This is a genomic window from Streptomyces sp. NPDC034103 (assembly GCF_055575395.1).
Genome location: NZ_JBVISS010000019.1, coordinates 157,868 through 182,828 on the forward strand (window position 1 = coordinate 157,868; position 24,961 = coordinate 182,828).

Annotated in this window: 22 protein-coding genes; 13 read left to right on the forward strand and 9 right to left on the reverse strand. The window is 72.0% G+C overall.

All coding sequences use genetic code 11. The annotated features are described in order from the left end of the window. The first annotated feature begins 13 nt into the window (after positions 1-13). Positions 14-1,648 (forward strand): cytochrome bc1 complex cytochrome b subunit, encoded by a 1,635-nt coding sequence (gene qcrB, locus ACZ56U_RS35205; RefSeq protein WP_469087985.1) that lies wholly within the window; start codon positions 14-16, stop codon positions 1,646-1,648. On the opposite strand, the gene ACZ56U_RS35210 is transcribed toward qcrB, so the two are convergent. Then, on the reverse strand, positions 1,626-2,624 hold the full coding sequence (locus ACZ56U_RS35210; protein WP_469087986.1) for an acyl-CoA dehydrogenase family protein: 999 nt from the start codon (positions 2,622-2,624) through the stop codon (positions 1,626-1,628). The genes qcrB and ACZ56U_RS35210 overlap by 23 nt on opposite strands. Further along, positions 2,624-3,775 (reverse strand): acyl-CoA dehydrogenase family protein, encoded by a 1,152-nt coding sequence (locus ACZ56U_RS35215; protein ID WP_469087987.1) that lies wholly within the window; start codon positions 3,773-3,775, stop codon positions 2,624-2,626. The genes ACZ56U_RS35210 and ACZ56U_RS35215 overlap by 1 nt, the downstream gene beginning before the upstream one ends. A 59-nt stretch (positions 3,776-3,834) precedes the next feature. Between ACZ56U_RS35215 and ACZ56U_RS35220 the strand changes: the two genes are divergently transcribed. The 3 genes from ACZ56U_RS35220 to ACZ56U_RS35230 are packed head-to-tail and all read left to right on the forward strand — an operon-like array spanning position 3,835 to position 6,432. Further along, the gene (locus ACZ56U_RS35220) at positions 3,835-4,623 is read left to right on the forward strand and encodes an SDR family oxidoreductase (RefSeq protein WP_469087988.1); all 789 of its coding nucleotides are present in this window, start codon (positions 3,835-3,837) and stop codon (positions 4,621-4,623) included. 13 nt (positions 4,624-4,636) lie between these two features. Beyond that, positions 4,637-5,251 carry a TetR/AcrR family transcriptional regulator gene (locus ACZ56U_RS35225; RefSeq protein ID WP_469087989.1) on the forward strand — a complete coding sequence of 205 codons (615 nt, stop codon included), beginning with the start codon at positions 4,637-4,639 and terminating at the stop codon, positions 5,249-5,251. A gap of 23 nt (positions 5,252-5,274) precedes the next feature. Beyond that, complete coding sequence (locus ACZ56U_RS35230; protein WP_469087990.1) at positions 5,275-6,432, forward strand: acetyl-CoA C-acetyltransferase; 1,158 nt, start codon at positions 5,275-5,277, stop codon at positions 6,430-6,432. A gap of 15 nt (positions 6,433-6,447) precedes the next feature. On the opposite strand, the gene ACZ56U_RS35235 is transcribed toward ACZ56U_RS35230, so the two are convergent. From ACZ56U_RS35235 to ACZ56U_RS35250, 4 genes are read right to left on the reverse strand one after another with little or no spacing between them, the layout of a single operon-like run. Continuing rightward, positions 6,448-7,491: an NAD(P)H-dependent flavin oxidoreductase gene (locus ACZ56U_RS35235; RefSeq protein WP_469087991.1), complete on the reverse strand. Its 1,044-nt coding sequence runs from the start codon at positions 7,489-7,491 to the stop codon at positions 6,448-6,450. Continuing rightward, positions 7,491-8,210 carry a CoA-transferase subunit beta gene (locus tag ACZ56U_RS35240; RefSeq protein WP_469087992.1) on the reverse strand — a complete coding sequence of 240 codons (720 nt, stop codon included), beginning with the start codon at positions 8,208-8,210 and terminating at the stop codon, positions 7,491-7,493. The genes ACZ56U_RS35235 and ACZ56U_RS35240 overlap by 1 nt, the downstream gene beginning before the upstream one ends. Further along, positions 8,207-9,010: a CoA transferase subunit A gene (locus ACZ56U_RS35245; protein ID WP_469087993.1), complete on the reverse strand. Its 804-nt coding sequence runs from the start codon at positions 9,008-9,010 to the stop codon at positions 8,207-8,209. The genes ACZ56U_RS35240 and ACZ56U_RS35245 overlap by 4 nt, the downstream gene beginning before the upstream one ends. Further along, complete coding sequence (locus ACZ56U_RS35250) at positions 9,011-9,769, reverse strand: enoyl-CoA hydratase family protein (protein WP_469087994.1); 759 nt, start codon at positions 9,767-9,769, stop codon at positions 9,011-9,013. A gap of 54 nt (positions 9,770-9,823) precedes the next feature. Here ACZ56U_RS35250 and ACZ56U_RS35255 point away from each other — a divergent pair, with 54 nt between their 5' ends. Both ACZ56U_RS35255 and ACZ56U_RS35260 read left to right on the forward strand, forming a co-directional pair. After that, positions 9,824-10,594: an SDR family oxidoreductase gene (locus tag ACZ56U_RS35255; RefSeq protein ID WP_469087995.1), complete on the forward strand. Its 771-nt coding sequence runs from the start codon at positions 9,824-9,826 to the stop codon at positions 10,592-10,594. A 1-nt stretch (position 10,595) separates the two neighbouring features. Then, complete coding sequence (locus ACZ56U_RS35260; protein ID WP_469087996.1) at positions 10,596-11,501, forward strand: SDR family oxidoreductase; 906 nt, start codon at positions 10,596-10,598, stop codon at positions 11,499-11,501. 201 nt (positions 11,502-11,702) lie between these two features. On the opposite strand, the gene ACZ56U_RS35265 is transcribed toward ACZ56U_RS35260, so the two are convergent. Beyond that, positions 11,703-12,584: a hypothetical protein gene (locus tag ACZ56U_RS35265; RefSeq protein WP_469087997.1), complete on the reverse strand. Its 882-nt coding sequence runs from the start codon at positions 12,582-12,584 to the stop codon at positions 11,703-11,705. Positions 12,585-12,701: 117 nt separating this feature from the next. Beyond that, positions 12,702-14,483, reverse strand: coding sequence for a glycoside hydrolase family 35 protein (locus ACZ56U_RS35270; RefSeq protein WP_469087998.1), 1,782 nt, complete (start codon positions 14,481-14,483; stop codon positions 12,702-12,704). A gap of 83 nt (positions 14,484-14,566) precedes the next feature. Here ACZ56U_RS35270 and ACZ56U_RS35275 point away from each other — a divergent pair, with 83 nt between their 5' ends. The 7 genes from ACZ56U_RS35275 (at position 14,567) to ACZ56U_RS35305 (ending at position 22,996) form a co-directional block, all read left to right on the forward strand. Then, complete coding sequence (locus ACZ56U_RS35275; protein WP_469087999.1) at positions 14,567-15,463, forward strand: helix-turn-helix domain-containing protein; 897 nt, start codon at positions 14,567-14,569, stop codon at positions 15,461-15,463. 63 nt (positions 15,464-15,526) lie between these two features. Further along, complete coding sequence (locus ACZ56U_RS35280) at positions 15,527-15,877, forward strand: chorismate mutase (RefSeq protein WP_469088000.1); 351 nt, start codon at positions 15,527-15,529, stop codon at positions 15,875-15,877. 141 nt (positions 15,878-16,018) lie between these two features. Further along, on the forward strand, positions 16,019-16,570 hold the full coding sequence (locus tag ACZ56U_RS35285) for a response regulator (RefSeq protein WP_469088001.1): 552 nt from the start codon (positions 16,019-16,021) through the stop codon (positions 16,568-16,570). 56 nt (positions 16,571-16,626) lie between these two features. Further along, positions 16,627-19,119 (forward strand): aminopeptidase N, encoded by a 2,493-nt coding sequence (gene pepN / locus ACZ56U_RS35290; RefSeq protein WP_469088002.1) that lies wholly within the window; start codon positions 16,627-16,629, stop codon positions 19,117-19,119. A gap of 106 nt (positions 19,120-19,225) precedes the next feature. Beyond that, positions 19,226-20,044 (forward strand): NAD(P)H-binding protein, encoded by an 819-nt coding sequence (locus tag ACZ56U_RS35295; protein WP_469088003.1) that lies wholly within the window; start codon positions 19,226-19,228, stop codon positions 20,042-20,044. 97 nt (positions 20,045-20,141) lie between these two features. Continuing rightward, the gene (locus ACZ56U_RS35300) at positions 20,142-21,587 is read left to right on the forward strand and encodes a pyridoxal phosphate-dependent decarboxylase family protein (protein ID WP_469088004.1); all 1,446 of its coding nucleotides are present in this window, start codon (positions 20,142-20,144) and stop codon (positions 21,585-21,587) included. Then, entirely contained in the window at positions 21,584-22,996 is a 1,413-nt protein-coding gene (locus ACZ56U_RS35305) for a lysine N(6)-hydroxylase/L-ornithine N(5)-oxygenase family protein (RefSeq protein ID WP_469088005.1), read from the forward strand. Before ACZ56U_RS35300 ends, ACZ56U_RS35305 begins: the two co-directional genes overlap by 4 nt. 61 nt (positions 22,997-23,057) lie before the next feature. Here ACZ56U_RS35305 and ACZ56U_RS35310 read toward each other — a convergent pair whose 3' ends face one another. Continuing rightward, positions 23,058-24,869, reverse strand: a complete 1,812-nt coding sequence (locus tag ACZ56U_RS35310) for a bifunctional metallophosphatase/5'-nucleotidase (RefSeq protein WP_469088006.1) — start codon at positions 24,867-24,869, stop codon at positions 23,058-23,060. Positions 24,870-24,961: the final 92 nt, after the last annotated feature.

Here is a 24,961-nt window from a genome sequence, read left to right on the forward strand (position 1 = left end):
AAGGCGACGGCCCATGGACGGCGCACGATCGGTGAACGAGACGCGGGGGCGCACGCCCGCGAAGGGCGAGAAACTCGCCGACTGGGCGGACGGGCGGCTCGGCCTGTTCGGGCTGGCCAAGGCCAACATGCGCAAGGTCTTTCCCGACCACTGGTCCTTCATGCTCGGCGAGGTCTGTCTCTACAGCTTCCTCGTGGTCATCCTCACCGGCATCTACCTCACCCTGTTCTTCGAGCCCAGCGGCGTCGAGGTCGTCTACCACGGCTCCTACGAGCCCCTCAACGGCATCGTCATGACCCGGGCGTTCGAGTCCACGCTCGACATCAGCTTCGATGTGCGCGGCGGGCTGCTGATCCGGCAGATCCACCACTGGGCGGCGCTGGTCTTCGTCACCGGCATGCTGGTGCACATGATGCGGGTGTTCTTCACCGGCGCCTTCCGCAAGCCGCGCGAGGCCAACTGGGTGTTCGGCTGGACCCTGCTGATGCTCGGCATCCTCACCGGACTGACCGGCTACTCGCTCCCCGACGACCTGCTCTCCGGCACCGGCATCCGCTTCGCGCAGGGCGCGATCCTGTCGGTCCCGATCCTCGGGACGTATCTGTCGTTCTTCCTGTTCGGCGGGGAGTTCCCGGGCCACGACATCATCCCGAGGCTGTTCCCGATGCATGTCCTGCTGCTGCCCGGGATCATGCTGGGACTGGTGGTCGCGCATCTGATCCTGGTCTTCTACCACAAGCACACGCAGTACCCGGGGCCCGGACGGGACGAGCGGACGGTCGTGGGGATGCCGTTCCTGCCCGTCTACACGGCCAAGGCGGGCGGCTTCTTCTTCCTCGTCTTCGGGGTGCTGGCCCTCATGGGCGGCCTCGCCCAGATCAACCCCGTGTGGGCGTTCGGCCCCTACCGCCCGGACCTGGTCACCACGGGCGCACAGCCCGACTGGTACCTCGGCTTCTCCGAGGGGCTGATCCGGGTGATGCCGGGATGGGAGATCAGCGCCCTCGGCCACACCCTGGTGCTGGGCGTCCTCATCCCCTTCTCGCTCTTCCCGCTGATCCTGCTCGCCATCGGCGTCTACCCCTTCGTCGAGGCGTGGATCACCGGCGACAAGCGCGAGCACCACATCCTGGACCGGCCGCGCAACGTCCCCGTGCGCACGGGGCTCGGCGTGGCCTGGCTGAGCCTGTACGTGGTGCTGCTGATCGGCGGCGGCAACGACATCGTGGCCCTGCACCTGCATCTGTCCATCAACGCCATCACCTGGTTCGTGCGGATCTCCGTCTTCGTGGTGCCGGCCCTCGCGTTCTGGGTGACCAAGCGGATCTGTCTGGGGCTCCAGCGCCGGGACCGGGACAAGGTGCTGCACGGCCGGGAGACGGGCGTCGTCAAACGGCTGCCGCACGGGGAGTACGTCGAGGTCCACCAGCCCCTCGCCCAGGAGCGGCTGCACACCCTCACCCAGCACGAGCAGAACCCGCCGTACGAGATCGGGCCGCTGGTCGACGGCAACGGGGTGCGGCGGCCGGTCACGGTCTCCGAGCGGGTGCGGGCGCGGCTGGCGCGGGCGATGTTCGGGCCGGAGACCCGGATCCCCAAGCCGACGGTGGAGGAGTACCGGCAGATCACCAGCGGCGACCGCCACTGAGGACGACGGCCCGGCACTCGTCCGGGCCGCCCCAGGCCGTGCGCAGGGCGCGGGCCTTGGTCAGCCAGAGGTGCAGGTCGTCCTCCGCGGTGTAGCCGATGGCGCCGTGCAGTTGGAGCGCGGTACGGGCGGCCGCGTACGCCGCCTCGCACGCGCTCACCTTTGCGGCGGCGACGTCGCTCTCGGCCAGGGTGAGCGCGGCGCCGAGGACGAGGGGGCGGGCGAACTCCAACGCGATCCTCACGTCGGCCAGTTGGTGCTTGACGGCCTGGAAGGAGCCGATGGGGGCGCCGAACTGGGTTCGCCGCCTGACGTGGGCGACCGTGCGGTCGAGCAGCGCCAGGCCGACCCCGAGGGCCTGGGCGGCGGTGGCGAGGCGGGCGAGGAGGAGGGCGGGCGGGAGGGACGGGGGGTCGGTGGCGAGGAGTTCGCCGGTACGGGGGGTGGGGGAGAGACGACGGGCGGGGTCGAGGGAGGGGTGCGGGGGGCTGGGGGGTGGGGGTGCGAGGCGGAGTTCGGTGGGTGCTGGGGCCGGACGGGCTGGTGACACCCGGAGCGCTGTGAGGCGGATGTCGGACACGCTCGCGTCCAGCAGGTACCGGCCTGTCGTCGTCGTGGCCATCGTCTCCCCGGCGGCCAGTGCGGGCAGCAGACGTTTCGCCGGGGCCGGGTCGTCCAGGCCGGCGAGGAGCGTCGCCGCCGCGACCGTTTCCACCAGGGGGCCGGGTACCGCGTGGCGGCCCAGTTCGATGAAGGCCAGGGCCAGTTCCACGGGGCGGGGGCCCAGGCCCTCGTGGGCCTCCGGTACCGCCAGTGCGAACACCCCGGCTTCGGCGATACGGGACCACAGGGCGCGCCCGCTCGTGTGGACCCCCCGGCTCCAGTCCCGTATCACCGCCGGGGTGTCCGCGGCCGTCAGCATGGCGTCCAGCGAGGTGACGAAGGCGCGCTGCTCGGTGTCGAGGAGGAAGCGCATCACCGGCGTCCCTTCGGCAGGCCGAGCAGACGCTCGGCGATGATGTCGCGCTGGATCTCGTTGGTGCCCGCGTAGATGGGGCCGGCGAGGGCGAAGACGTAGCCCTCGGACCAGGGTGTGTCAGCCAACTCGCCCGCCGGGCCCAGGAGATCGAGGGCCGTCTCGTGCAGGGCCAGGTCCAGCTCGGACCAGAAGACCTTGTTCAGGCTGGACTCCGGGCCGAGCGACTCGCCGTCCAGGACGCGGGAGGCGGCGGCGTAGGTGTACAGCTCGTAGGCGCGGGCGCCGATCAGGGCGTCGGCCACGCGGTCCGCGGCGCCCCCGGGTGCGCCCTCGGGTGCGCCCTCGGTCTGCCAGAGGGCGCGGAGCCGGTCCGCGGCGGCCAGGTAACGGCCCGGGGAGCGCAGCTTCAACCCCCGTTCGTTCCCCGTCGTCGCCATCGCGATCCGCCAGCCCTGCCCCGGCTCGCCGATCACGTCCGCGTCCGGCACGAACACCTCGTCGAGGAAGAGCTCCGCGAAGGCCGGCCTGCCGTCCAGGCGGGATATCGGGCGGACGGTGACACCCGGGGCGCGGAGGTCGAACATCACGTACGTCAGGCCCTGGTGCGGCTTCGGGGTGTCCGGGTCGCTGCGGAACAGGCCGAACGCGCGGTCCGCGAAGGCCGCCCGCGACGACCACGTCTTCTGCCCGCTCAGCACCCAGCCGCCGTCCGCGCGGACCGCCCTCGCGCGCAGCGACGCCAGGTCCGACCCGGCCTCCGGCTCCGACCACGCCTGCGCCCAGACCACCTCGCCCGCGGCCATCGGCGGCAGCACCCGCGCGCGCTGCTCGGGCGTGCCGTGGGCGAAGAGGGTCGGGGCGAGCAGGCTGATCCCGTTCTGGTTGACGCGGCCGGGGGCGCCCGCCGCGTAGTACTCCTCCTCGAAGAGCAGCCAGCGGACCAATCCCGCCGCCCGCCCGCCGTACACCGTCGGCCAGTCGACCACCGACCAGCGGTCCGCGGCCAGTTCGGCCTCCCACGCGCGGTGCGCGGCGAAGCCCTCCGCCGTCTCCAGGGAGGGCAGCGGCTCGGACGGCACATGCGCGGTGAGCCAGGCGCGGGCCTCGGCACGGAAGGCCTCCTCGTCCCGCGTGAAGTCGAGGTCCATCGGCGGCAGCCCTTCGACGACGCTTCCCTAACAAGTGTTTGGTAGGTTAGCGTGGCCCTATGACAGGCGTCGAGACTCCGGCGTACGAGCCAGGGCACGGGCTGCTGAGCGGGCGCACCGCCGTCGTCACCGCGGCGGCCGGCGCCGGCATCGGCGGGGCCACCGCGCGGCGGTTCCTGGAGGAGGGCGCGCGGGTGCTGATCAGCGACGCGCACCCGCGCCGGCTCAAGGAGTACGAGGCCGAGCTGGCGGCGGAGTTCGGCGCGGGCTCGGTGGCCGCGACGCCGTGTGACGTGACCGACGAGGCCCAGGTGCGGGCGCTGTTCGAGGCCGCCGCGGACGTGCACGGACGGCTCGACGTCGTCGTCAACAACGCCGGTCTCGGCGGGACGTCGGACCTCGTGGACATGACCGACGAGCAGTGGTCCCGCGTCCTCGACGTCACGCTGAACGGCACCTTCCGGTGCACCCGGGCCGCCCTGCGGGCGATGCGGGGGACCGGCGGCGGCGTGATCGTCAACAACGCCTCCGTCATGGGCTGGCGTGCCCAGGCGGGACAGGCCCACTACGCCGCCGCGAAGGCCGGGGTCATGGCACTGACCCGGTGCGCGGCGATGGAGGCCGCCGCGTACGGCGTGCGCGTCAACGCGGTGGCGCCGAGCCTCGCGATGCACCCGCACCTCGTGAAGGTGACCACTGCGGAACTGCTCGCGGAACTGACCGCGCGGGAGGCGTTCGGACGGTACGCGCAGCCCTGGGAGGTGGCCAACGTGATCGTGTTCCTGGCGTCCGGCTACTCGTCGTACATGACGGGCGAGGTCGTCGCCGTCAGCAGCCAACACGCCTAGGACAATGGACGATGTGCCGACCAAGAAGAAGCCGCAGGTGACCCCCGCCGCGCCCGCCCGCCGCCGGGAACTCCTCGACACCGCCGCCGAGGTCTTCGCCGAACAGGGCTACAACGCCACCACCGTACGGAAGATCGCGGACCACGCGGGCATGCTCGCGGGCAGCCTCTACTACCACTTCGACTCCAAGGAGTCGATGCTCGAGGAGATCCTGCGGACCTTCCTCGACGAGCTCTGGGACGGCTACGACACCGTCCTCGCCGCCGAACTCGGGCCCCGCGAGACGCTGGAGGCCCTGGTCACCGAGTCGTTCCGGGAGATCGACCGGCACCGCGCCGCCGTCGCGATCTACCAGAAGGAGAGCAGGCACCTGGTCGCGCAGGAGCGGTTCGGGTTCCTCGCCGAGTCGCAGCGCACGTTCGAGAAGGCGTGGCTGTCCACGCTGGAGCGCGGGGTCGCGGCCGAGGTGTTCCGGGCCGACCTCGACGTCCGGCTCACCTACCGCTTCGTGCGCGACACCGTCTGGGTCGCCGCGTCCTGGTACCGGCCCGGCGGACAGCACAGCCCGGAGGAGATCGCCCGGCAGTACCTGTCGATGGTGCTGGACGGGATCGCCGTACGCCCATAACCCCTATCTGGCAGGGAGTCGCCATGGCCGAGGCCTACATCGTCGAAGCGGTCCGGACGCCCGTCGGGCGGCGCGGGGGAGGACTGAGCGGGGTCCATCCGGCCGACCTGGGCGCGCATGTGCTCGGCGCGTTGATGGAGCGGGCGGGGGTCGACCCGGGTGCCGTGGAGGACGTCGTGTTCGGCTGTCTCGACGCCGTGGGGCCGCAGGCCGGGGACATCGCGCGGACCTGCTGGCTGGCGGCGGGGCTGCCCGAGGAGGTGCCGGGCGTGACCGTGGACCGGCAGTGCGGCTCCTCGCAGCAGGCGGTGCACTTCGCGGCGCAGGGCGTGCTGTCCGGGACGCAGGACCTGGTGGTCGCGGGCGGGGTGCAGAACATGTCCATGATCCCGATCGCCTTCGCGACCCGGCAGGCCGCCGAGCCGCTCGGACTCACCCAGGGCCCCTTCGCCGGAAGCACCGGCTGGCAGGCGCGGTACGGCGGCAAGCCGGTCAACCAGTTCGTCGGCGCCGAGATGATCGCCGCGAAGTGGGGGATCAGCCGTCAGGACCAGGAGGAGTTCGCGCTGCGGTCCCACCAGCGGGCGCTGCGGGCGATCGACGAGGGGCGCTTCACCCGGGAGACCGTGGCCCACGGGGACGTCACCGTCGACGAGGGCCCGCGCCGGGACACCTCGCTGGAGAAGATGGCCGCGCTGAAGCCGGTCGTGGAGGGCGGCACCATCACCGCCGCCTGCTCCTCCCAGGTCTCCGACGGGGCCGCGGCCATGCTGCTGGCCTCGGAACGGGCGGTACGCGAACACGGCCTGCAGCCACGCGCCCGGGTCCACCACCTGTCGGTGCGCGGCGAGGACCCCATCCGCATGCTCACCGCGCCCATCCCCGCCACCGCCCACGCCCTGAAGAAGACCGGCCTCTCCATCGCCGACATCGACCTCATCGAGATCAACGAGGCCTTCGCCCCGGTGGTGCTGGCCTGGCTGAAGGAGACGGGCGCGGACCCCGAGAAGGTCAACGTCAACGGCGGCGCGATCGCGCTCGGGCATCCACTGGGGGCCACGGGAGTGAAGCTGATGACGACCCTGCTGCACGAACTGGAGCGCACGGGCGGGCGGTTCGGGCTCCAGACGATGTGCGAGGGCGGGGGACAGGCGAACGTGACGATCATCGAGAGGCTGTGAGCCTTCGCGGCGCCGTCACCGAGGCAGGCCCTCCAGCACCTCCTCCGCCTCCTTCATGATCCGCTCCACCAGCTCCGCGCACGAGGGCAGGTCGTCGATCACCCCGGCGACCTGCCCGGAGGCCATGACACCGAGATCCGTACGGCCGTCCACCATCGCCGACCTGAGCAGCATGGGGGTGTTCGCGGCGAGGAGGAGCCGGCTCCACGTCAGGTCCTTGCCGTGCTTCATCGCCAGGCCGTCCTGGATCATCTGGCGCCAGGTGAGTCCGGACAGGCGCCGGAAGCCGGCCGCGTGCCGGATCGCCCGCAGCAGGGACCGCGCGCGCCCCGAGTTCTCCAGCCCGGTCACCAGGTCCGTACGCAGCATGCGGTGCGGCAGACCGTCCACCGCCCGTGTCACCGTCACGTCCTTGACCGTGGCCGCGAGATAGCGCGCCTTCACCGCCTGCGGCACCGTCGAGTCCGACGTGAGCAGGAACCGCGTGCCCATCGCGACGCCCGCCGCGCCATACGCCAGCGCCGCGACCAGCCCCCGCCCGTCGAAGAAGCCCCCCGCCGCCACGACCGGGATGTCCACCGCGTCCACCACCTGCGGCAGCAGCACGGTCGTCGCCACGTCCCCGGTGTGTCCGCCGCCCTCCCCGCCCTGCACGATCACCGCGTCCGCACCCCAGGCGGCGACCTTCTCGGCGTGCCGCCGGGCACCGACGGACGGGATCACGACGAGGCCCGCCGCCTTCAGCTCCGCGATCAGCTCGGCGGAGGGCGCGAGGGCGAAGGACGCCACCCGGACGCCCTCCTCGATCATCAGGCGCACCCGGTCGCCGGCGTCCACCGCGTCCGCGCGGAGGTTGACCCCGAAGGGCGCGTCCGTGCGGGACCTGACCTCGCGCACCGCCTCCCGCAGCCGGTCCAGGCTCATGGTCGCCGAGGCCAGGATGCCGAGGGCGCCCGCGTTCGCCGCGGCCGACACCAGGCGGGGGCCCGCGACCCAGCCCATGCCGGTCTGCACCAGGGGATGGCGGACGCCGACGAGCCGGGTCAGTGCCGTGTCCATCAGGCGGCGACCTCCCGGGCGCGACCACCGGCGGGGTCGAGCACCTCCCGGACCAACCTCAGCTCGTCGGTGGTCGGTTCCCGCGTGTACGGGACGTCGTCCGGGACGCTCAGGGCGAACCCGGTCGCCCCGGCCACCTGCTCGACGGTCACCCCGGGGTGCAGCGAGGCCAGCCGCATGGAGTGGTCGGGTGTGGCGAAGTCGAAGACACCGAGGTCGCTGACGACACGCGGGACGCGGTGGAAGCGGGCGCCCGCCGCATGGTCGTACCCCACCCCGCACACCAGGTCGACCTTCTCCACGAAGACCCGCCGGGAGTGCCTGGGCACCCAGTAACTCGTCGGGTTGTTCAGGGTGTTGACCGGCGCGCCCCGCACCCCGAGCAGCTGCCGCCGCGGCTTCGCCCAGTCGCCGATGCAGGAGATGTTCTGGTTGCCGTACCGGTCGATCTGGCTCGCGCCCATCATCACGTGCCGTCGGCCGCCCGTGACCAGGGCCAGATGCTGCCGGTAGGGCAGCCAGCCCTCGACGGTGCCGTCCGGGCGGACCAGCATCGCCTCCCCGTCGGTCAGCAGCAGCTCCGGTGCGAAGGTCAGCCGGGCGAGCCGGGCACCGAGGGAGGGGATCAGACCCATGGGGCTCGCGAGGATCTCGCCGCCGCCCCGCCAGGCCTCGGCGCAGGCGATCACGCAGTACTCGGCGCGGGTGACCCCGTTCACGGCCCCTCCTTCAGGTAGCTCTCCGCGAACTCCGGCCACGGGGTGGTCGCGTACGCCTTCTGCGCGGACTCGTCCCGGCCGTAGTCGGGCGCGCAGGACGTGAAGTGCGCCCCGTTCGGCGCCTCCACGACACCGGTGACGGTGTGCCGCTTGATCAGCAGCGACTGCGGCGCCGCCTCCTTGGTCAACTCGGCGGTGTCGACGACCCGTTCGCACGAGACGTAGGCCGCGTCCGCCGCCTCGCAGAACAGGTCGTCGAAGTACGGGTCCGGGCCCAGGTACTGCCCGTTGCCCGACCGGTCGGCGCGGTTGACGTGGACCAGGGCCGCGTCCAGGCGCAGGGCGGGCATCGCCACGAACGTCTCCGCGTCGTCGTACGGTGAAGTCACCGTGCGCAGGCCGGGGTTGACCCGCATGACGTCCGAGCCGAGGCCCGCGCGCACGGGCAGGAAGGGCAGGCGGTTGGCGGCGGCGTGCAGCCCCCACAAAAACATCGCCTCGTCGATCTCCGTCAGTTCCAGGTCGCCGCGCTCACGGGCCGCCCGGTAGTGCGGGTCCAGGGGGATCGAGTCGAGGGTGACGAAGGCCGCCACCAGGGTACGGATCCGTCCGGCCGCGGCGAGCATGCCGACGTCCGGGCCGCCGTAGGAGACGATCGTCAGGTCGGTGACATCCGACCGGAGCAGCGCCCTGACCAGGGCCATCGGCTTGCGGCGGGAACCCCAGCCGCCGATGCCGAGGGTCATGCCGCTGTACAGCCGGGCCACGGCCTCGTCCGCACTCATGGTCTTGTCGCTCATCTAACGGCCCTCCTTCCCGAACCGGTCACGGACGCGGTCGGCGACCCCGAGGACGCTCGCCTCATAGGTGAAGCCCTGCTCGAAGCGGTAGCTGCGGCGTACGTCGACGGGGTCGATACCGTTGATGGCGGCCTTGGCCAGGCGCAGCAGCTCGCCGTCCTTGGCGGCGATCTCGCCCGCCAACTCCAGCGCCGCACCACGCAGTTCGGTACGCGGGACGACGCGCCACACCGACCCGTGCGCGTGCAGCTCGGCCGCGGTAGCCGTGCGCGAGGTGAAGTACAGGGCCCGCATGAGGTGGGGCGGGACCAGCCGGGCCAGATGCGTGGCCGCGCCCAGCGCGCCCCGGTCCAGCTCGGGCAGCCCGAAGGTGGCGTCCTCGCTCGCCACGACCACGTCCGCGTTGCCCACGAGACCGATGCCGCCGCCCAGGCAGAAGCCCTGCACCGCCGCCACCACCGGGACCTCGCAGTCGTACACCGCCGAGAAGGCCTCGTGGCAGCCGCGGTTGGCGCCCACCAGCGCGCGCTGCCCGTGGGCCTGGATCTCCTTGATGTCGACGCCCGCGTTGAACCCCCGGCCCTCGGCGGCCAGCACCACGCACCGCACCTCGGGGTCGCGGCCTGCCGTGCGCACGGCGTCGGCGAGGGCGAACCAGCCGTCCACCGGCAGGGCGTTCACCGGCGGGAAGTCGACCGTGACGACGGCGACGCCGCCCTTTTCGGGCCCCTTTTCCGGGGCGGAGGTGGAGACACCCATGGAAGCATCAGCTACCTTTCCACCAAACGTTTGTTAGGTGGAGGGTAGCGGCGAATGGAGCTCAAGGGGAAGGTCGCGGTCGTCACGGGCGGTACGCGCGGAGTGGGCGCCGGGATCGCGCGCGCGTTCGTGGAGGCGGGCGCGACGGTCCTGGCGTGCGCCCGCAGGGCACCCGAAGTGCCGCTCGACGGCGTGGAGTTCGCGCCCCTGGACGTACGGGACCCGGACGCCGTGCACGCCTTCCTCGCCGGGCTGTCCCGCCTCGACGTCCTCGTCAACAACGCGGGCGGCGGACCGTACCGGCTGCTGGCGGACGTGGGGGCCGAGCGGCACGCCCGGGTCGTGGAGCTCAACCTCCTCGCCCCGCTGGCGGTCTCCCTCGCGGCGTACGACCATCTGAGACGGTCCCAGGGCAGCGTCGTCATGATCGGCAGCGTCAGCGGCGGCCGCCCCTCACCCGGCTCGGCGGCGTACGGGGCCGCGAAGGCAGGGCTGGAGAACCTGGCCCGGTCGATGGCGGTGGAGTGGGCGCCGGACGTCCGGGTGAACACGCTGGTCGTCGGCATGGTGCGCACCGAACTGGCACACCTCCACTACGGCGGCGACGACGGGATCGCCGCGGTGGCCTCCACCGTCCCCCTCGGACGTCTCGCCGAACCCTCGGACATCGGCGCCGCCGCCGTCTTCCTCGCCTCCGACGCCGCCGCGTACATCACCGGGGCCTCGCTGCCGGTGCACGGGGGCGGGGAGCGGCCGCTGTACCTGGACGCCGCAACCGCCCACAAAGGGAGCCGAGATGACGCGATCGCCCACAAGGACATCTGAGATGAGCGGAATCTGCGACGGCAGGGTCGTCGTCGTCACCGGGGCGGGCCGGGGACTCGGCCGGGCGCACGCGCTCGCCTTCGCCGCCGAGGGGGCGCGCGTCGTGGTCAACGACCTCGGCGTCGGCCTCGACGGCTCGCCGGGTGCCGACAGCCCCGCCGCCCAGGTGGTCGCCGAGATCCGGGCGACCGGCGGCCAGGCGATCGCCCACGGCGGCGACATCGCCACGGCGGACGGGGCCCGCTCCCTGATCGCCACCGCCCTGGAGGCGTACGGCCGACTCGACACCCTCGTCAACAACGCCGGGTTCCTGCGCGACCGGATGCTGGTCAACCTGGACGAGGACGACTGGGACGCCGTGCTGCGGGTGCATCTCAAGGGGCACTTCCTGCCCCTGAGGCACGCGGCGGCGCACTGGCGGGCGGAGACCAAGGCGGGGCGCGCACCGGTGGCCCGGGTCGTCAACACCAGCAGCGGGGCGGGGCTGTCGGGCTCGGTCGGGCAGGGGAACTACAGCGCGGCGAAGGCGGGGATCGTCGGCCTGACGCTGGTGGCCGCCGCCGAGTTCGCGCGCTACGGCGTCCAGGTCAACGCGATCGCCCCGGCGGCCCGGACCCGGATGACGGAGCGCGCCTTCGCCGAGACCATGGCGGCACCGGACGCGGGCTTCGACGCGATGGCCCCGGAGAACGTCTCCCCGCTGGTCGTCTGGCTGGGATCGGCGGCGAGCGCGGGGGTGACGGGGAGGGTCTTCGAGGCGGAGGGCGGCCGCATCACGGTGATGGAGGGCTGGAGACCGGGCCCGAGCGCCGACAAGGGGGCGAGGTGGACACCGGCGGAGGCCGGAGAGGCGGCACGGAAACTGCTGGTCGAGGCGGAGGTACCGGGGCCGGTGTACGGGGCGTAGGCCTTCGGGAGGGGTCCGGCCGGGCCCCGCTGCCCGGAGTTGGAGGCGCACCCCCAGCGGGCGAGGGGCGCTGGCGGCCCCACTGCCCGCAGCCGACGGCGCACCCCCTCGTGAGCGGGCCCCACTGCCCGCAGCCGGCGACGCACCCCCTCGGTGAGGGGCGCGACCGGGCCCCCCTGCCCGCAGCCGGCGACGCACCCCCTACGTGTCGCACTCCAGCACGGTCCGGCACAAGGCACACCGCGCCCTCATCCGCCCCCGGACCGGCACCCTGATCCGCTGATGGCAGGTCGGGCAGGGGAAGGACACACGCAGCCCCCCTGCCTCACACTCCGGCGAGAAGGCGTACGGCGCCCCCGGATGCGGCGCACGCGCCCGCCGGTCCCGCGCGTACCGCCGCCGCCCCGCCCACCCCGCGGCGGTCAGCGGGGGCTGCTGCTCGTCCTCCCGCGCCCGGCCCATGCCCTTCACGTACGCCGTGTAGGCCTGCGGACTGGTGAACCACACCGACGGGTCCTCACCGAACACCAGCGCCCGCTTGGCCAGCACGTACCCGAACTCCTCCGGGGTCAGATACCCCAGCTTCTGCGAGGACGCCGCGTCCTCCCGGTACGCGTCCAGAAGCAGCCACCCGGCGCCCAGGTACGTCGTCGCCGTGTCCGTGAGGATCTCGTTCTCCCTGAGGCCGGGGAACGACAGCCCGAGCCGGTGCAGGTAGACGTGCATCACCTCGTGCGCGAGGGCCGCCCCGATGTCCCGCCGATGAGTCCGGAAACGGTCGTTCAGCTCGACGAAGTACTCGGGACCGGCGGCCAGTTCGACATTGGCCGCGTGGGTCATCTCCCGGAAGCCGACGATCATCCGGGCGTCCGGGAGCCGGTAGTGCCGCACCAGCTCGCGGGCCACCCGCTGCGCCCCGAGATGGAGATCGTCCGTGTCGCAGAACGCCACGTCGGCGGGGGCCACACTGGTCGAGAACGTCTGCACGGTGTCGTACGACAGCCGCTTCCAGAGCGCGGTGATCGAGGCCCGCACCGTCTCCAGGTGCGGGTAGCCGTGCTCGACCGGTCCGTCGTTCGCCACGCCCGTACCCCCAAGACGCCGTGAACCCGGTTCCACTCTACGAGGATGCGAGCGGGTTCTCCCCGGTCGCGCTCCCAGCCGTCCCCGGCCGCACCCCCGGGCCCGGTCCCGGCCGGGTCACCGGCTCCTGACGTACGGCGCCCGCGCCGCCGTCCCCGCCAGTTCCAGCAGCCACACGTCGTTGCCGCCCTCCCGCAGCACCGGGCCGGGGACGAACAGCGTGTGCTGGGGGCCGGTGGACCAGTAGCGGCCCAGGTTGAAGCCGTTGATCCAGACGAACCCCCGCGTCCAGCCCGGCAGTTCGAGCAGCGCGTCGCCCGCGCCGCGCACGGTGAGGGTGCCGCGGTAGAGCCCCGGGGCGCCGGGTTCGCCGCGCGTGTCCCGGTGGGTGCCGGGAGCGCCGGGCTCGGTGAGGGGCAGGAAGGGCACCCGCTCGACGTCGGCCGGCGCGTCCAGCGCGTCCAGACGCAGCCCACGCGCGCGTACCCCGTGCAGATACTGCCGCTCGTGCAGCAGCCCCCCGGTGATCCCCTTCGCCTCACCGGTCCGCGGTCCGTAGCTGACCCGGCCCAGGGACTCCACCCACAGCTCCACGCGCGCGTGCCCGGCGACCGGCTCCCTCAGCCGCTCGTCCTCCTCGGTGAGCGTCCCGGCCGGCTGCCCGTCGACGTACACCACCGCCAGGTCCCGCAGTCCGCGCGCGGTCAGCGGGTACGGCTGCCGTGGCCCGGGGACGGTCACCTCGTAGCGCACCAGACCCCGGTCCACGTCCAGTTCCTCGAAGGTGGGCGGTACGGGGGAGAGGGTCTCGGGGCCGCCGAGGGTCTCCAGCACCCGTCCCAGGGGCGCCCAGTCGGTGAGCGTCACCTCGGCGGGAGCGGCCAACCGCGGCTGCTGCGGGGGGAGTTCCGGCAGGGGGACGTCGGCGTACTCGGCGAGGACCTCGCGGAAGCGCCAGAACTTCTCGGTCGGGAGGCCGAGTTCGTCGATCGGCGCGTCGTAGTCGTACGACGTCACGTCCGGCTCCAGCGGGCCGTCGTGCAGATCGCCACCCCGGTTCGCCCCCGCCCACCCGGCGAAGCTCGTCCCGCCGTGCGCCATGTAGAGGTTCACCGACGCCCCGCACTCCAGGATCTCCCGCAGGGCCGCCGCCGCGTCGCGAGGGTCACGTACGACGTGCTCGGCGCCCCAGTGGTCGAACCAGCCGCACCAGAACTCCATGCACATCAGCGGGCCGCCCGGGCGGTGCCGGCGCAGGGTCGCGAAGGCGGCGCGGGCGTGGGAGCCGAAGTTGACCGTGGCGAGGACGCCGGGGAGCGAGCCGCCGCTCAGCATGTGGTCCTCGGGTCCGTCGGAGGTGAACAGCGGGACCGTGACGCCCTCGGCCCGCAACAGGTCGGCGAGCCACCGCAGGTACCCGGCGTCCGAGCCGTAACTGCCGTACTCGTTCTCCACCTGCACCATGATCACCGGCCCGCCGCGGTCCCACTGCCGGTCCACCACCTGGGGCAGCAGCCTGCGGAACCAGCGCTCGACGTGCCCCACGTACTCCTCGTCACCCGTGCGGGGCCGTCCCGTCAGCCAGTGCGGCAGGCCGCCGTTCTCCCACTCGGCGCAGATGTACGGGCCCGGCCGCACGATCGCCCACAGCCCCGCCTGCCGGGCCGCGTCCAGGAAACGACCGAGGGCCTCCACGTCGTCGTAGGCGCCCGGCCGCGGCTCGTGCAGGTTCCAGGGCACGTACGTCTCCACGCAGTTCAGGCCCATCGCCCGCAGCATCGCCAGCCGGTGCCCCCACTGGGCCTCGTGCACCCGGAAGTAGTGCAACGCACCGGACAGCAGCCGCACCGGCCGCCCGCCCAGCAGGAAATCGGTGTCCCCCACCGTGAACTCGCTCATGCCGCCACCCTCACCTCTGGCGCGGGCCGGGGTCCATGGACAAAGATCGGCGCAGCTTGGACGGAAGGAGAGGGACCGCGCCGATGTACCAGACCTGGATGCGGTTCCTCACCCCCGGCCCCGCCCACCACCGCCTCGGCCTCGTCTGCCTCGGGGTCGGCCTCCAGCACGGCGCCCTGCCGACCGTCGGACCCCGCACCCTGGACCACCACGTCGCCGTCGTCGTCAGCACCGGCGGCGGCTGGTACGAGGACGCGCGCGGCCGGCGTACGACCGTGACCGCGCCCGCGCTGCTGTGGCTCACCCCGGGCGTCCCGCACCACTACGCGCCCGACCCGGACTCCGGCTGGGACGAGGGCTTCGTCGACTTCACCGGGCCCGCCGCCGACACCTACACCGAACTCGGCTACATCGAGCCCGACCGGCCCGTCGTGCCCCTCCTGGACGCCGCAGGACCGCGTGCCGTCATCGGCCGCATGGCCCGCGCCGCGCGCCGCGACAACCCGCTGCTGGAGGTCGAGACCGGCGCCGCCGTCCACGAACTCCTCGTCGCCCTGCGCCGGGCCCGCGCCGACCTCGCCCCCGACGGCCACCAGGTCCTCAAGGCCCTCGCCCGCGACGCCTGCACGCCGATGACGGTCGCCGACCACGCCGCCCGGCACGGCATGACCCTCGCCGAACTGCGCACCGCCGTCCGCCGCGCCGCCGGTCGCAGCCCCAAGGACTACCTGCTCGGCATCCGCCTCGGCCGCGCCAAGGAACTCCTCGCCGCCACCGAACTCCCCGTCGCCGCCGTCGCCCGCCGCGTCGGCTACGACGACCCCGCCTACTTCTCCCGCCTGTTCACCCGCCGCGTCGGCACCGCCCCCGTCCGCTTCCGCGCCCAGCAGAGCCGCACCGTCCCCGGCGGCTGGAGCGACCGGACACCCGACCCCGCCGACCCGCCACGGCTGCCGGGGACGGACGCGGACACCCCGTGAGGCGCCCGGCGTCGGTGATCCGCCCGAGGTCTCCCGCCGCGGCGACACGTAGGCTGGTCCGCCATGACCACCAGCAACAACGGAACCGGTGACGTCGACCCCGCCGTGCGCGAGGAACTCGGCCGGCTGCGCGACAGCATCGACAACATCGACGCCGCCGTCGTCCACATGCTCGCCGAGCGCTTCAAGGCCACCCAGCAGGTCGGCCACCTCAAGGCCAAGCACCAGCTCCCGCCCGCCGACCCGGCGCGCGAGGCCCGGCAGATCGAGCGGCTGCGCAGCCTCGCCGAGAACGCCCGGCTCGACCCGGCGTTCGCCGAGAAGTTCCTCAACTTCATCATCGCCGAAGTGATCAGGCACCACGAGCGGATCGCCGACGGCACGGCCGACAGCAGCCCGTCCCCAGGCAACTGACCCCGGCGTACGGCACAAGGACGTGACAGGCGGGCCCGCGGGAGGCATGCTGCGCTGTGCACTCCTTGTCAGCTGACGAGCACTCCCCGTCAGCGCCTTAGACCCAAGGTGGTTGTCCCACGCGGGAGGGACGGTCGGGCCATGCCATCGGATGCCAGGATCCTCATCGTCGACGATCACGAGGACACGCTGTACGCGCTGGAGAGCGCCCTCGCCCCGCTGGGGTACCGGCTCGGCCGGGCCACCAGCGGCGACGAGGCACTCAAGCAGGTGCTCCGCGGGAAGGTCGGACTGCTCCTCCTCGACGTCCGCATGCCCGGCGTCAGCGGCCTCGACGTGGTCCGCTACATGCGCCGCCTGGAACAGACCCAGCACATCCCCGTCGTCCTGCTCACCGGCTTCGGACCCGACCACGAACTGGCCGCCACCGCCTTCGGGCTCGGCGTCGCCGACCTGATCATGAAGCCCGTCGACCCCTGGGCGCTGCGCACCAAGGTCCGCCACCTCTACGACAGTTACCGCCGCCAGCTCCTCCTGGAGGAGGAGATCCGCGAGCTGCGCGCCCTCGTCAAGGGCCATGGCGAGGCCGGCGACCGCCCCGCGAGACCCGCCCCGCCCCACCCGGACACCAGGGTCCCGTTCCAGCGCGCGGACAGGGCGCGGGGCGGCAGCCTGGAGCAGGAACGGACATAGGCCGCGTACCGATCCGCCCCTGTGCCCGGCCGTTCCCATCAGGCAGCATGTCGTGCATGTCCGTACTGACGCGCGACGAAGCGCAGACCCGTGCCAAGCTCCTCGACGTCCACCGGTACACGATCGACCTCGATCTGACCACCGGGGACGACACCTTCGACTCCCGCACCGTCATCCGCTTCACCGCGACGACCGACGCGGACACCTTCGTCGAGCTGAAGCCCGCCGAACTGCGCTCCGTCACCCTCGACGGACAGCCCCTCGACACCGACTCCCTGGACGCCGACCGGCTCCCCCTGAAGAACCTCACCGCCGGCGAACACGAACTCCACATCGACGCCAGCATGCGCTACTCCCGCACCGGCGAGGGCATGCACCGCTTCACCGACCCCACCGACGGCGAGACCTACCTCTACACCCAGCTCTGCATGGACGACGCCCCGCGCGTCTTCGCCGCCTTCGACCAGCCCGACCTCAAGGCCGTCTTCGAACTGACCGTCACGGCCCCCCAGAACTGGACCGTCCTCGCCAACGGCCGCGCCGAGCACCTCGGTGACGGCCGCTGGCAGGCCACCCCCACCCCGCGGATCTCCACCTACCTCGTCGCCCTCGCCGCCGGCCCCTACCACTCGGTCACCACCGAACACCGCGGCCTGCCCTTCGGCCTGCACTGCCGCCGCTCCCTGGCCCCCTACCTCGACCCGGACGCCGACGAACTGTTCGAGATCACCAAGCAGTGCTACGACCGCTACCACGAGAAGTTCGAGGAGCCCTACCCCTTCGACTCCTACGACCAGGCGTTCGTCCCCGAGTTCAACGCCGGCGCCATGGAGAACCCCGGACTGGTCACCTTCCGCGACGAGTTCGTCTACCGCTCCGCCGTCACCGACGCCGAACGCCAGACCCGCGCCATGGTCATCGCCCACGAGATGGCCCACATGTGGTTCGGCGACCTCGTCACCCTGCGCTGGTGGGACGACATCTGGCTGAACGAGTCCTTCGCCGAGTACATGGGCTACCAGACCCTCACCGAGGCCACCCGATTCACCGACACCTGGACCGACTTCGGCGTCGCCCGCAAGGCCTGGGGCTACGAGGCCGACCAGCGCCCCTCGACCCACCCCGTCGCCCCCGACCCCGAACTGGTCCCGGACACCGCCTCCGCGATGCTCAACTTCGACGGCATCTCCTACGCCAAGGGCGCCTCCGCACTACGGCAACTGGTGGCCTGGCTCGGCGAGAAGGACTTCCTCGCCGGCATCAACACCCACTTCGCCCGGCACAAGTTCGCCAACGCCACCCTCGCCGACTTCATCGACTCCCTCGCGAGCAGCACCGAACGCGACGTCCACGCCTGGGCGGAGACCTGGCTGCGCACCACCGGCGTCGACACCCTCAAGCCCGAAGTGACCCCCGGCGACGAGGGCACCTACACCCTCCGCGTCGAACACCTCGGCAGCCGCCCGCACCGCATCCGCGTCGGCCTCTACGACCAGGACGTCGCCGACGAGGGCCGCCACCTCGTGCTGCGCGAACGCCTCGACCTCGACATCCCGCAGAGCGCGCCGCAGCCCATCGGCAAACGCCCCGCGCTCCTGCTGCTCAACGACGGCGACCTCAGCTACGCCAAGGTCCGCTTCGACACCGCCTCCTTCGACACCGTCCGCGCGAACCTGTCGGGGCTGCCCGACCCGCTCACCCGCGCCGTCGTCTGGAACGCCCTGCGCGACTGCGTCCGCGACGGCGAACTGGCCCCCGCCGCCTACCTGGAGGCCGCCCGCACCCACCTCCCGCACGAGACCGACCTCGCCCTCGTCCAGGGCGTCCTCGCCTTCGCCTGCGTCCAGGTCGCCGGCCGCTACGTCACCGCCGAGGAGCGCCCCGCCGCCCTCGCCACCCTCACCGACCTGTGCCGCGACCTGATCCGCCGCACCGAGGACGGCGACCACCCCGGCCTGCGCCTGATCGCCGTACGCCACTTCATCGACGTCGCCGCCCACCCCGACACCATCGCCGCCTGGCTCGCCGACGGCACCGTCCCCGGCGGCCCCGAACTCGACCCCGAACTGCGCTGGCGCGTCCTGGCCCGGCTCGCCGTCCTCGACGCCACCGACGAGGCCGCCATCGCCGCCGAGTTGGAACGCGACCCGTCCGCCACCGGACAGGAAGGCGCCACCCGCTGCCGGGCCGCCCTGCCCGACGCGGACGCCAAGCGCACCGCGTGGGAGGCCATGTTCACCGGCGACGACCTGTCCAACTACCTGTTCATCGCCACCGCCCAGGGCTTCTGGCAGCCCGAGCAGGCCGAACTCCTGGAGGAGTACGTCCCGCGCTACTTCGAGGACGCCGTCGCCCTCGCCACCCGCCGCGGCCCCGCCATCGCCGACGCCGCCGGCCGCTGGGCGTTCCCCGCGTACGCCGTCGACGCGGCAACCCTCAGCGCGGGCGAGGCCTGCCTGCGCGACGCCGACCCCATCCCGGCCCTGCGCCGCAAGCTCGCCGACCAACTCGACGACCTGGCACGCGCATGGCGAGTGAGGCAGGCCTAGGACCTCAGACGTAGGCCGCGGTTGCTCCCGGGAGACGACGCGGGAAGGCGATCGTCCGCTCTAGGCTACGGACAGTCAAGGACGATCAACCCTGGGAGACAGACCCGTGATCTTAGTAACCGGCGCCACCGGAAACGTCGGCCGTGCCCTCGTCGACCGCCTCCTCGCCGCAGGCCGACCCGTACGCGCCCTCACCCGCGACCCCCACAAGGCCGCACTGCCCGACGGGGTGGAGGTCATGCGCCTCCACCCCGACCCGGCCGCCTTCGAAGGCGCCACCAAACTCTTCCTCTACGTCCAGGCCGCGAACGCCGACCTCCTCACGGCCGCCCGCGAAGCCGGCGTCCGCCACGTCGTGCTGCTGTCCGCCGGATACGTCAAGGAGGGCGCCGACGACCACAACCCCCTGCGGATCATGCACGCCGACGCCGAACAGGCGGTCCGCGACAGCGGCCTGGAATGGACCTTCCTGCGCCCCCACGCCTTCGCCGTCAACGCCCTCTCCTGGGCGGGACAGATCCGCGCCGGCGACACCGTCCGCGGCGTCTTCGCCGACGCGATGAGCGCACCCATCCACGAGGACGACATCGCCGCCGTCGCCGAACGCGCCCTCCTCGACATCGGCCACGAAGGCGCCGCCCACATCCTCACCGGACCCGCGGCCACCAGCAACGCCGACCAGATCGCCGCGATCGGCCGAGCCCTCGGACGCGACCTGGAGTACGTCGAACTCCCGCCGGACCAGGCCGCCACCGAACTCTTCTCCCACATGCCGCCCCACCTCCTCCAGTTCCTGCTGAAGAGCTGGGCCGCCACCGTCGGCACGACCCCGGAGATCACCGACACCGTCGAGAAGATCACCGGCACCCCCGCCCGCACCTTCGAGCAGTGGGCCCGCGACCACGCCGAGGACTTCCGGGGCTGACCCCCGCCACCTCTCCCCCGCACCGAAGTACCCCCTTTCGGGTCTGAATCGCCGAACCTCTCGGGCGCGCCCACGCAACCGCGTACAAGCTGGCACCATGCGCACCCCGCCACTGGCCTCAGGACCCGAAGGCCCCCGCGCCCTGCGCCCGTTGCTCACCACCGTCCTCGACGCACTCAGCGACGGCACGCGGAAGCGCGGGGGACCACTACCGGCCGGCGGCCCGGAGACAGTCGCGGCACGAGTCCGGGACGCGGTGGGCGACCTCCTCCCGGACGAAGGCGACCCGCAAGCCCTACGGCACCTGGTCCGGTCCCTGGCGGAAGGATCCGCCGACCCGGCGGACCCCCTGTGCGCCGCCCACCTGCACTGCCCACCCCTCGCCGTAGCGGCGGCAGCAGACCTCGCGGCATCAGTCCTCAACCCGTCCCTGGACTCCTGGGACCAGGCACCAGCAGCGTCGGAGCTGGAGTCCCTCCTGACACGGGCACTCGCGAACGAGGTCTACGCCGACGTACCCAGGGGCGCGGGGCTGTACCGACATGCGGCTCCGCCGCGGGGCGCGACAAGCCCCCACCGGCCCGCAGCCGACAACGCACCCGACGCCCTCGTGACCACGGGCGGCACCGAATCAAACCAACTGGCCCTTCTCCTGGCCCGGGAAGCCCTCGGCGCAGGCGTCCGCCTGGTCTGCGGTACCAACGCCCACCACTCCCTGCCCCGCGCCACCTGGCTCCTCGGCACGCCCGATCCGGTCCTCGTGCCGGCCCCCGCAGGCACCCTCGACCCCACCGCCCTGGACGCCGCACTCACCGACCTCCCCGGCCCCCACCTCGTCGCCGCCACCGCGGGAACCACCGACGCCGGCCTCATCGACCCCCTCCCCGAGATCGCCGCGCTCTGCCGAACCCACGGCGCCCGCCTCCACATCGACGCGGCATACGGCGGAGGACTCCTCTTCAGCACCCGGCACCGGGACAAGCTCACCGGCCTGAGCGCCGCAGCCACCGTCACACTCGACCTGCACAAACTCGGCTGGCAACCCGCCGCCGCCGGAATCCTCGCCGTCCAGGACACCCGCGACCTCGCCGCACTGCGGCAACGCGCCGACTACCTCAACGCCGACGACGACACCGAAGCCGGCCTGCCCGACCTCCTCGGCCGCTCCCTGCGCACCACCCGCCGCCCCGACGCCCTCAAGATCGCCGTCACCCTCCAGACCCTCGGACGCACGGGACTCGGCCACCTCGTCGACCAAGTCTGCGCACAGGCAGCGCAGTTCGCAGACCTCGTCCAAGCCCACCCCGGCTTCGAACTCCACGACCGGCCCACCATCAGCACAGTCCTGTTCCGACCGGTCCACGCCACCGACGACGACCTCGCCGCCGCACGCCGACACCTCCTCACCAACGGCCGCGCCGTCCTCGGCCGCGCCCGCCTCGACGGCCGGCTCTGGCTCAAAGCCACCCTCCTCAACCCCCACACCCGGCCCGACGACCTGGCCGCACTCCTGAAGACCCTGGAAGGAACCCCCCACCGATGACCCCCACCCCTCCCCACCGCGAGCCCGACGCACCCCGCGACCTGGTCGGCATCGGCATCGGACCCTTCAACCTCTCCCTCGCCGCCCTCGCCCACCCCCTCGCCGAACTCGACACCGTCTTCTACGAACAGCGCCCCGGCTTCGACTGGCACCCCGGCCTCCTCATCGACGGCGCCCGCATCCAAGTCCCCTTCCTCGCCGACCTGGTGACCCTCGTCGACCCCACCAGCCCCTGGACCTTCCTCAACTACCTCAAAAGCCGCGAGAGACTCTTCCCCTTCTACTTCGCCGAGCGCTTCCACATCCAACGCGCCGAGTACGACGCCTACTGCCGCTGGACCGCCGACAACCTCCCCGGACTCCACTTCGGACACCAGGTCGACGCCGTCCGCTGGAACCCCGAACGCGACCTGTTCGAAGTCGACTTCACCCAACTCGACACCGACGGGGAAGCCGAGGCCCTCGGACGGACCTACACGCGGAACATCGTCCTCGGCGTGGGCACCGAGCCCTACCTCCCCGAACCACTCAAACCCCTCGTCGAGGCCACCGGCGTGCCCGTCATCCACGCCGCCGACTACCTCACCCACCGCGACGCCTTCCAGCGCGCCGAACACGTCACCGTCGTCGGCACCGGACAGTCGGGCGCCGAGATCTTCCTCGACCTGCTACGCACCCGCCCCCCGGGCCGCGAGGGCCTGCACTGGCTCGGCCGCACCGAAGCCTTCGCCCCCATGGAGTACTCCAAGCTCGGCCTCGAACACTTCACACCCGACTACGCGCACTACTTCCACGCCCTGCCCGAAGCCGAACGCGACCGGCTCGTCACCTCCCAATGGCAACTCCACAAAGGCATCGACGCCGACACCATCGCCGCCATCCACGACGAGCTCTACCGGCGCACCCTGCACGGCGGATGGCCCGACGCCGTCCTCACCCCCGGCGTCCGCGTCCGCACCGCGGGCCGAGTCGCCACCACCAAAGTCGAACTGCACCTCGAACACACCGAGCAGAACACCCGCTCCCGCCTCACCACCGACGCCGTCGTCCTCGCCACCGGCTACCGAGAACGCCCCCTCGACCGCATCCTCGCCGGACTCGACCCCTACCTGCGCCGCGACAGCCGCGAACGCCCCCGCATCGACGAACAGTTCAGACTCGTCCTCGACCCGTCCGTCACCGGCACCCTCTACGTCCAGAACGCCGAACGCCACACCCACGGCGTCGGCACCCCCGACCTCGGCCTCGCCGCCTGGCGCAGCGCCACCATCCTCAACTCCCTCACCCAGAAAGACCCATACCCGCTGCCCCCGCGAACGGCCTTCACCACCTTCGGACTCGACCCGCGCCCCCAGATCCCCGCCGCCCGCCAGGCCCCCGCACTCACCCCGCTGACCGAAAGCCACTGAACGCGCACGGCGCCGGCGCGAAAATCCGCGCCGGCGCCGAGTACGAAACGCTGCCGAAGCCTCAGAAGACCGGCGTCCCGTTGCGCGTGAGCTTCCAGTCCACCGACGCGAAGTCCGCCGGGTCCAGCACACCCTTCGCCGTCACCCACTCCGCGATCCGGGTACGGATCTCCGTCGACTCCGCCCACAGCTCGGGCGCCGACGCCACATGCGGGAACGCGCCACCACCGTTCGCCCGGTAGTTGTTCACCGCGAACACGAACTTCTGCGTCTCGTCCAGCGCGGCACCGTTGTACGTCAGGTTCTTGATCCGCGAACCCGCCGCCTGCGCGATGTCGATCTCGTACGCCAGACCCGACACATAGTCGTAGTTGTAGTCCGGGCGGTTGTTCGCGTTCGTCAGCTTCTCCACGTCGACCGCGGCGCCCGCCGGGGTCTGCACGAAGTACTCCGCCGAATACTCCAGATACGCCTTGAGCTGCGCGCCCGTCATCAACTTCGCGACCAGCGTGTTGTCGTACACGTACAGGCTCGACAGGTCCCGGATCGTCACCTCGCCCGCCGGGATCTCCGAGGTGCGCGAGAACGGCGAGGCCTGCGCGATGACCGGCAGCGAGGCATGCTCGGTGCCCGCCAGAGCCGCCTTGACCACATCCTCCTGGACCCTGGTGATCAGATCGATGATCGGGGCGTCCTTGTACCGCGCCTCGACCGTCGTCAGCGTCGCGGTAGCCGTACCGACGACCTGGTTGACGTACTCCACGACGATGTCGTGGTCGTCCTTGAGCAGCTTGGTGATCTTCGGGTCGTCCGCGACCGTCCTGGAGTCACGCACCGTCGCCTTCACCGACTCCACCGTCCAGCGGCCCTTGGCGAAGACCAGCTCGAAGTCGAACAAGGACAGCCGCTGCGCGTAGCAGAGCGGCTCCGACAACACGACCGTCTTACCCGTCTTGTCGTTGGTGACCAGCAGCTCGGCGATCTCGGTGTGCGCGTGCCCGACCAGGATCGCGTCGATGCCGGGCACCTGCTGGGCCACCAGCGCCGCGGAGTTCTCGATGTACGGCAACTGGTCCCCGTAGGAGGAGGTGCCCGAGGAACCGGAGTGCGCCGAGACGACGACCACGTCCGCACCCATCGACCGCAGCTTCGGCACCCACTTCGCCGCCTGCTCCTCCAGACCCGGGAACACCAGCTTGCCGTCGACGTACGCCTTGTCCCAGATCGCGATGCCCGGGTTGGTCAGACCAAGGACGGCGACCTTGACCGGCGGCAGACCGGGCGGGCAGAACTTCTTCATGAAGTAGGGCGGGAAGGCCGGCTTCAGGGTCTTGGCGTCCAACGCGTTCGCACCCAGCAGCGGAAAGTCGCACTGGTCCTCGAACTTGCGCAACGTCTCGATGCCGTAGTTGAACTCGTGATTGCCGAGCGCCACGGCGTCGTAGCCGATCGCGTTCATCGCCGCCGCCATCGGGTGCACCGGACCACCGGGAGCGGTGATCGGGTCGACCTTCGCGTAGTAGTACGTCAGCGGAGTCCCCTGGATGGTGTCACCCGCGTCGATGAGCAGCGTGTTGCGCCGGCCCTTCTCCGCGCGGACCTGGTCCACCAGCGTCGAGACCCGGGCCAGCCCCTTGGCGTTGCCCTTGGCGTCGGTGTACTCCGCGTCCTTGAAGTAATCCCAGTTGAAGATGTTGCCGTGCAGGTCCGTGGTCCCCATCACCGTCAGGGAGTACCGCTTCGCGGGCTTCGGCCGCTTCACACCCGACGCCTCCACAGCCTCGGCAGCAGGAGCCCCGACGGCACCAGCCAGCGCGACGCCCGCCCCGGTCACGGCGGACTTCTCCAGGAACTTCCTGCGGTTCAACGGCATGTCTTGATCTCCTCGAGGAACGGTCAATGACGCGCGTAGATTCTGACCCGGCCACCGCAAGCGGCAACACCCCCTCCAGGTTTCGATCTGAT